The organism is Geminicoccaceae bacterium, from assembly GCA_020638465.1.
Lineage (GTDB): Bacteria > Pseudomonadota > Alphaproteobacteria > Geminicoccales > Geminicoccaceae > JAGREO01.
Genome location: JACKIM010000001.1, coordinates 2,177,341 through 2,184,353, shown reverse-complemented (window position 1 = coordinate 2,184,353; position 7,013 = coordinate 2,177,341). Strand labels below are relative to the sequence as shown.

Here is a 7,013-nt window from a genome sequence, read left to right as displayed (position 1 = left end):
AGTGGCCCAAAGATCACTTGGCCCACACCGAGCATCACCATGTAGAAGCTCAACGTGAGTTGGATTATGGATGGAGTCGTGTTCAGGACGCCCGGCATCGCCGGAACGACTGGAAGATAAATATCCATCGCCAGCGACGCGAGGATGTCGAAGGGAGCCATAAGCAGCAAGGCTGCCGGCAGCGTATAGGCCCACGCGGGGCGTGTGGTGGTCATGACGAATCAACCGCTCGATTAAGGATACCGGGCAGCGTCTGCTCGTCAGCAATCAGATGGGATTGGTCTTACAGAGCGCCGCAACAACAATTCTGATGTTGCGGCTTACTTGTCTGCTGACTTGGAATTTCCCATGCTGATGGCTCCACGATTACGAAATTGAATAGCAGCTCTTATCGAATTAGTTGTTGCGTTGCAATGCGGTATCGTTGACTCCTATAGCCCCAACCCCCGCTGCCGCCCTACCTGCCACGACACCGAACCGCCCTGCATGATACCCGCGACCTCGCGGCCGAGCTGGCGGTCGATGATCGGCCGCCACGGGACAAGGGTGAACTCGTGGCTCTTTTCCACGATGGCGAACTTGCCGCTCGTTAGCTGGACAGTCCCGGTGAACTTGCCGCTGACACTCTCACCATCCTTGGCGGCGCGGAACGGCAGCGCCTTGCCCTCGGCCATCTCCGCACCGGCGCGCGCAACTTCCCGCTCGCGCAGGGTGGCGAGAAGATTGCGCCGGTAGAAGATGCGGCCGTCCCTGTTGCGCGTGGCGTCGCGCTGTTCGATATGATGCTCGCGGCGCTGGTCCATGGCTTCGCGGACCTGTTGCCCGAAGCCGGTCGGCGCAAGGTCGGCCGTTTCGCCATGGACCAATCGCCGGTCCAGCCATGTCGCGCCGTCCGAACGTATCTGCCTTTGCAGATCAACCGGGGAAAGCACGCGAACGCTTGCCTGCCGGTCGCGGCCGGCATCGTAATCAGCCGCGCGGCTGACCAGATCATCTGGGATGCGCCATTGGTCGGCGTCGATGCGCTCGACGATGCCGGCCCGGCGCAGCGCCTCCAGCCGCCGGACATGGGCATCGATATAGCCCTCATAGTCGCCGCCGGGAACGCGGCCCTCGAATTTCGCCTGCTCCAGATGACGGCTCGGCCGATAGATGCCGTCCTCGGCGATGGCGGTGATGGTGCGGTCGGACGGTCGGGCTGCCGCCTCGGCCGGGCCGATCTGGACGACGCTGCCGATGCGGGCGTCCTCCAGCCGCTCGGGCGCGATGCCGGCAATGTGGTGTGCGCGGCCGTCGATCCCGTCCACCACGATTGTCAGGTTCTCGCCCAGCTCGTCGGACAGGTGCTTGTCCACGACGCGGCCGACGATGGGCGTCTCGGGCGCTCCGTCATGGATTTGGAAGCTCATGGGATCGCGTTCGCCGCCCTGCGGCCCAAGCGCCTTGTGCATGGTGCGGATAATGTCGCCCCGCTCGCCCAACTCGCGCAAGACCGGTTCCATGTCCTTGCTCAATTCCCAAACACCGGGCGCGTGCTCGGTCGCCAGCCCCATCTTCTCCAGCTTGGCGAGCCTGCGCAGGCGTAGCGTTCGCTCGAACTGCCGCCTCGGCGCTGCCGGCTCGTGGCGCAGGTCGACGAAACGGGCATCGGCTTCCTCGGCCATGGCGCGATCGATGCGGGCGAAACGGTCCTGGTCGATTTCGGCGGACAGCTTGCGGGTCTGCTCAATCTCGGTAACGGGGCCGAGTTCCAGACTGGCAAGCTCGCTGGCGCGCTCGCGCAGGCCGTTGGCGAGATAGTCGCCGTTGATGACTAGATCCCCGCCCGTATCATCGCGGCCGTTGACGATGACATGCACATGGGGATGGCCGGTGTTGTAGTGATTGACGGCAACCCAATCCAGCTTCGTGCCGAGGTCGCCTTCCACCTGTTTCATGAAATCGCGGGTGTAGGCCGTGAGGTCCGACAGCTCCGCGCCATCCTCGGGCGAGACGATGAATCTGAACTGATGGCGGTCATCCTGACCACGATCAAGGAAGGCGTCGCCATCGGCGCGGTCTTCATGCGCCGAATAGAGCTGGCCGCGTTCGCCGTCGCGCGAGGTTCCGTCACGCTGGACATAGCGCAGATGCGCGCGGGCACGGCCGCCCTTCCATGCGGCCCGGACGCTGCGCTGCTTGACGATCACGCGGCGGCTGCCCGGCTGGCGATGATGCCAGTTGCCGGATATGTTCCGGGCGCGCACGAAGCTCGCGCCCCGGCCGCGCTTCACGCCCTTGCCGCTGGCGGCCATGGCGCGAGACCGCCCCGGCGATGACGGGCGCGCGGATGACGGCATGGAAGGATCGCGTGAGGCTGCCGCCTGATGCTGGCGGGTGATCTTCCTGACCTGCGTGAAAAAGCTCTTGGTCTTGCCGGCCTTCGGCGTGTCGGATCGGATGCGGCCGGGCTTCGGACGGAAGCGGTTTTCGTCGTCGGCGCTCAAGGGCGCGACTCCAGCCCAAATCGCCGAAAAACGGCCGATCTGCGCCTATGGTGCCGCTCGAAACCCTGCAAAGCCAAGGCTTTGCGCAAAATCGCGGCACGCGGCCCCTCAAAACCATGGTGCCGGAACCGGCCACCTAACCAGTGTGCAGACAACAACAATTTCCAGAAGCGGCCCCATATGGTGCCGTCTTCTTTAATCTTGCCCTCCGCCCTTTCTGCCCTTTCTGCCCCTCCTGCAGGGAATCCTGCCGGGCGCAAACCTGCCCGACCGGATGCTGAAACCGGCGTCGCCGAGCACGGGAATGCCACCTTCATGGCGTTCCTCCGTCGCTCGCGCTCGCCACGAAAATGCTGCCGTCCTGTGGCTCCGCAATGGCGGGATCGCGCGCCGGAACGGCAGCGCGACCGTCGCCTGATTGCGCCTCGGACGGCGGCGCGGCGGCAGCCTGCGTGTCGGCCGGGCGCATGACGAACAGCGGTGCCTCGCGCCAATCAGGCGGCGGTGCCGGCTGTGGGGACCGCATATCCGATGGGGCTGCGCCGCCAAGGATCGGGGAGAGCGCGGTGACATAGGCGCGCGTCTCGGCGGGAAGCAGGCGGCCCGTCGCGCGGTGCTCGTCGTAGCGGCCGGGACCGGCATTGTAGGCCGCAAGCATCGCGCCGACATTGCCGTAGCGGTCGAACATCTCGCGCAGATAGGCCGTGCCTGCGAGGATGTTGTCGCGCGGGTCGTAGGGATCGCGTCCGAGGCCATGGCGGACGCGCAGGCCCGCCCATGTGTCGGGCATCACCTGCATCAATCCCATCGCGCCGGCCGACGAAACCGCCCGCACATCGCCCGCGCTTTCGGCGCGCAGCACGGCGCGAATCCAGTGCTCGGGGATGCCGAACCGCTGCGACGCCTCGGCAATGTGCGCCGCATAAGGATGGACTGCGGCCGGGCGCTCGACAGGCGCGGATTGCGCGACCGCGACGCCCGATCCGGCGCAGACGGAAAGCGCCCCCGCCAGCAACAGAACGGCATAATGCCATGCCGGCCTGTCTCCGCTTTGCCGCCAGCCTGCCAGCGTGCTCGCTGCGGTCAAGGGCAAGGCGCAAGCGCCGGCCGATGGCCGCCCCTGACCTTTGCTGCGCGCGCCGGCCGTCTGGTCGCCGAGCGGGACGAAGGGATGAGACGGCTTTTCCGCGAACAAAGGGATGCCGATCTTTGACCGGATGGCGGGCCGGACGCGCGCGGCCGTCATTCCTCATCCTCGATCTTCCGGGCGTGCTTCCAACGCAGGGTCCAGACCGAAGGGTCGTCGTTGGACTGGAACAGTTTGGCGCGGATCGGGAACGGAAAGATCGGTCCCTCCAATCGCATCGACACGAACTCGCCAGCGTTCTCACTGGAGTCTTTCCATGCGGGGCCTGCGTCCGGCCCGTCCTCGCTGTCGAGGCGCAGGCGATAATCGGGCGCGTTTTTCACGTCGCTGGGCTTGGCCGGGACGATGAACAGCTTTTCGTGGAGGCCGAACGAATGAAGCTCTCCCGCATAGCCGGTTTCGGTGCGGGTGAAGGTGCCTATTTCTGCCATGGGAAATCTCCTGCGGTTGGTTCTCGGGGGGGGTCAGTGCGTCGGCGCGCGCCACTCGTAGCGGCCGACGCCTTCCTCATCGGTCCAGAGCGGAACCGCTCGGCCGATGACGGAATCTGCGGGGATGGGTCCGAAATAACGGCCGTCGAGGCTGTCGCGGACTTCCCAATTCATGAGGAAAAGCTGGTCGCCGCCGATGACGCGGCAGCCCTGCCAGACGGGCAGATCGCGGCCGAGGCTGTCGCGCTCCAGCGCCTCGCCCATCTCGATCCCGTCAACCGTGATCGTGCGGCCGGCTCGGCAAACCCGCTGTCCGGGCAGGCCCAAGACGCGCTTCAAGAGCGGGACGCCTCGCGCGATATAGCCGCGCTCGACCATGAAGCTGGCGAGCGGTTCGGGCGGCATGATGGCGACCAGCTCGGGCACGTCAATCCGGTCTGCCGGCTCGACGGTGTAGAACCCGACTGGCGCGCTGGCGGTGGCGTTCCATATGAGTTTCGTCGGCGTCTTGACCGCGCTTGCGGCGGCGATGCCGATCACCGCCAGCGCCGTCACCGTAAGGGTGCGGCGGCGCGTCATGGCTCGATCCTTCGACGGTGAAGCCAAGCGGCATGTCGCTCGGGCGTGTAGGCGTGCGGTTCCAGATTGGCGGTCAAACGGTTGTGGACGTGCCGCCAGTGATCCGGCGAGGCGTCGGCCGGATCGAGGCCGAGCGCATCCACGGCGTCGATAGCTACAAGCGCACGCTGCACCTTGGGCCAGCCGTCGAGGCGCAACAGGATTTCGCCACCGGGGCGCACGAAGGGCAATGTCTGGAACGGCTCGCCGCGCCCGATGGCGCGCACAATATCGATGCGCGAAACGACAGTGCCGTGCTCGCCAGATGCCCAACGGACGAAGGCGAAGACGCTGCCCGGCGCGAAGCCGACGACGCTGCGGCGGCGGTCGATGATATGCTCGTAGCTCTTGCGGCCGAAGCGTATCCAGTGCTCGACCTTGCGTTTCTCGAAGGTCAGCTCGACCAATGTGGTGAAGGGCGCAGGCCCGTCCGGCAGCGGACGGCCGTGCGCGCTGCGGTGGGCGCGACGGGTCATTGTTCGTCTCCGGGGATGTGCTGGGGGCTGCGCGGGCACAGCGCGTCGAGCGCGGCCGTCATGGCTCGCCCCTTCGAGCAGAACCGGCACCACGCTTCGCCTGCGCGCGCGTCAAAGAAAAAGAGTTAGATTCTCTGTTAGATAAGTTAGCGGTCGGATTCCGCGTTTCAGGCCAAAGCGTTAGCTGCGGTTCGTGCGCCTGATCTGCCGATAGTGCTGCGCCTGATGTGCCGATACCCCGTGCGCCTGATCTGCCGATGGCATTAACAGGGTTATCAACAGTGCCTGTTGATGAGCTTTCGGGGCGGATGCGCAGCAGTTCGCGGCCGTCTTCCCGCTCGATCTGGAGCAGGTAGCCGGGAAGTTGCTGGCGGGCCGCGATCCGGCGCAGGTCGAGCGCGAAGTCGGACGGCCGGGCGAGGCTGCCGGATTTCTGGTGGAGGTGCGCGACCTCGAAAACCCAGCCGTGGCGCTGGTGCCCGGCGTGCTTTCGGGCGACGCGGTAAAGCCATCGCTCGATGCCGCCAGTCAGGCGGAAATAGGCCGGGTCGATGGTCAGGACCAGCGAACGGTCGATGACGCTGTTGTAGAACCATTCGGGCAGGACGAACTCCATGCCCTCGACGCGGCCGGCGCGCGTCGTCATTTCCTCCCACTCGTTGATCCATGAGAATTGCCGGCGACGCCAATGCGGGCCGTTGCGGATGGTGGTGGCGATGACGGTCGATTGCAGCCGTGCGAGCGCGGCTTTCAGAAGCCGGTATTGATGATTGCCGGTCGGCCGCCCGATGGCGCGCAACAGATGGTAAGGCGTAAACCGGACAAAGCGCGAAGTGGTGAGGCCGTTGTTCTCGGCCGCAACGATCTGCGAGGCCGCCCATATCAGCACATCGGCGTCCCATATGGTCGCCATGCCGTGCTCGGGCATCCCGAACACCTGCACCTCTATGTCGGCGGCCTTGTAAAGAATCGGCTTGGTGCGCGGGGTCTTCGCCAGCGAGAAGAACGGCCGTTCCATCAAGTCGCGCTGGTCGCGCGGCGGCGCGTCGCCGGTTGCGACCACGAAGGGGTCTAGGCGGCTGCGCTCGCTGTCCTCGGTCGGCTGTGCGGGGTCGTGGTCGTCCTCGCGCAGCATCTAGCAGTCGCCCCGTTCTTCGGGCGTAAGCGGACGCGCGGGAAAGACGGTGCCGGCGGTCTTGTCGCGGGTGGATTTGCGCTCGCCCGCCGCGCTCCAGTCTTCCAGATCGCGGACGGTGTAGAGGACGCGACCGCCGACTTTGCGATAGGTCGGCCCGGTGCCATAGGTGCGATGCTTCTCAAGGGTGCGGATGGATATGCCGAGGAAGCGCGCGGCTTCCTTGGTGCGCAACAGGCGCGGCGGCAGGCCCGCAAGTGGGTTGGGCATGGATCACCTCCAGTCGGGATTGGGCTGCCGAGGGCGGCAGCGGACTGTGGCGAAACATGGCGAGAGACCGGCGGCGCGTAGCGTGCCGCATTTGCGTCTATGCGCTGGCGGCACCCCCTCAAGGGGCGGTGCGCGGCCAATAGATGAGGGATTTCAGCATCCCGTGCCGCGATGCGCCGAAAAGGCAAAGACATTCGCGCGCAGCTCGGCTAAGATTGTGGGTGGAGCAGACGCGCTGCTCTGGGGCGTAGTAACCCCTGACTAGCGGTTGGTGTCGGCCGTGACGGCACCACGATCCTCGAACCTATGGTCGGGGAGCCTATGGCGTATGTCCAAGGCTACCCGCCCAAAGGTCATAGGGCCGTCTAGTCACGGTTACTAACTCCCCGATCACCAGGTAGAGGGGCCATTTGCGGGGGCGCACCGCAAGCAAGGCTCTCTCCAGATGAA

8 protein-coding genes are annotated in these 7,013 nt (G+C 65.7%); all 8 read right to left on the bottom strand.

Features of this window, described 5'->3' with window-relative positions; all coding sequences use genetic code 11:
• Nucleotides 1–215, bottom strand: a 215-nt coding sequence (locus H6851_10450; GenBank protein MCB9944021.1) for a chloramphenicol/florfenicol efflux MFS transporter FloR, incomplete at its 3' end; no start/stop codon positions are given.
• Between the two features lie 216 nt (nt 216–431).
• Complete coding sequence (locus H6851_10445) at nt 432–2,486, bottom strand: relaxase/mobilization nuclease and DUF3363 domain-containing protein (GenBank protein MCB9944020.1); 2,055 nt, start codon at nt 2,484–2,486, stop codon at nt 432–434.
• Nucleotides 2,487–2,799: 313 nt separating this feature from the next.
• Nucleotides 2,800–3,732, bottom strand: coding sequence for a lytic transglycosylase domain-containing protein (locus tag H6851_10440; protein ID MCB9944019.1), 933 nt, complete (start codon nt 3,730–3,732; stop codon nt 2,800–2,802).
• Nucleotides 3,729–4,064 (bottom strand): DUF736 domain-containing protein, encoded by a 336-nt coding sequence (locus H6851_10435; protein MCB9944018.1) that lies wholly within the window; start codon nt 4,062–4,064, stop codon nt 3,729–3,731. Before H6851_10435 ends, H6851_10440 begins: the two co-directional genes overlap by 4 nt.
• Before the next feature lie 33 nt (nt 4,065–4,097).
• The gene (locus H6851_10430; protein ID MCB9944017.1) at nt 4,098–4,643 is read right to left on the bottom strand and encodes a S26 family signal peptidase; all 546 of its coding nucleotides are present in this window, start codon (nt 4,641–4,643) and stop codon (nt 4,098–4,100) included.
• The gene (locus H6851_10425) at nt 4,640–5,158 is read right to left on the bottom strand and encodes a DUF2840 domain-containing protein (protein MCB9944016.1); all 519 of its coding nucleotides are present in this window, start codon (nt 5,156–5,158) and stop codon (nt 4,640–4,642) included. Before H6851_10425 ends, H6851_10430 begins: the two co-directional genes overlap by 4 nt.
• A 58-nt stretch (nt 5,159–5,216) precedes the next feature.
• Entirely contained in the window at nt 5,217–6,293 is a 1,077-nt protein-coding gene (locus H6851_10420) for a replication initiator protein A (GenBank protein ID MCB9944015.1), read from the bottom strand.
• The gene (locus H6851_10415; GenBank protein MCB9944014.1) at nt 6,294–6,563 is read right to left on the bottom strand and encodes a helix-turn-helix domain-containing protein; all 270 of its coding nucleotides are present in this window, start codon (nt 6,561–6,563) and stop codon (nt 6,294–6,296) included. It lies immediately after the preceding gene.
• Between the last annotated feature and the right edge of the window lie 450 nt (nt 6,564–7,013).

Bases quoted from the DNA above. Each gene is read 5' to 3' on its own strand.
- H6851_10440 (MCB9944019.1), bottom strand. From the start codon at position 3,732: ATGACGGCCGCGCGCGTCCGGCCCGCCATCCGGTCAAAGATCGGCATC.
- H6851_10435 (MCB9944018.1), bottom strand. From the start codon at position 4,064: ATGGCAGAAATAGGCACCTTCACCCGCACCGAAACCGGCTATGCGGGA.
- H6851_10430 (MCB9944017.1), bottom strand. From the start codon at position 4,643: ATGACGCGCCGCCGCACCCTTACGGTGACGGCGCTGGCGGTGATCGGC.
- H6851_10425 (MCB9944016.1), bottom strand. From the start codon at position 5,158: ATGACCCGTCGCGCCCACCGCAGCGCGCACGGCCGTCCGCTGCCGGAC.
- H6851_10420 (MCB9944015.1), bottom strand. From the start codon at position 6,293: ATGCTGCGCGAGGACGACCACGACCCCGCACAGCCGACCGAGGACAGC.
- H6851_10415 (MCB9944014.1), bottom strand. From the start codon at position 6,563: ATGCCCAACCCACTTGCGGGCCTGCCGCCGCGCCTGTTGCGCACCAAG.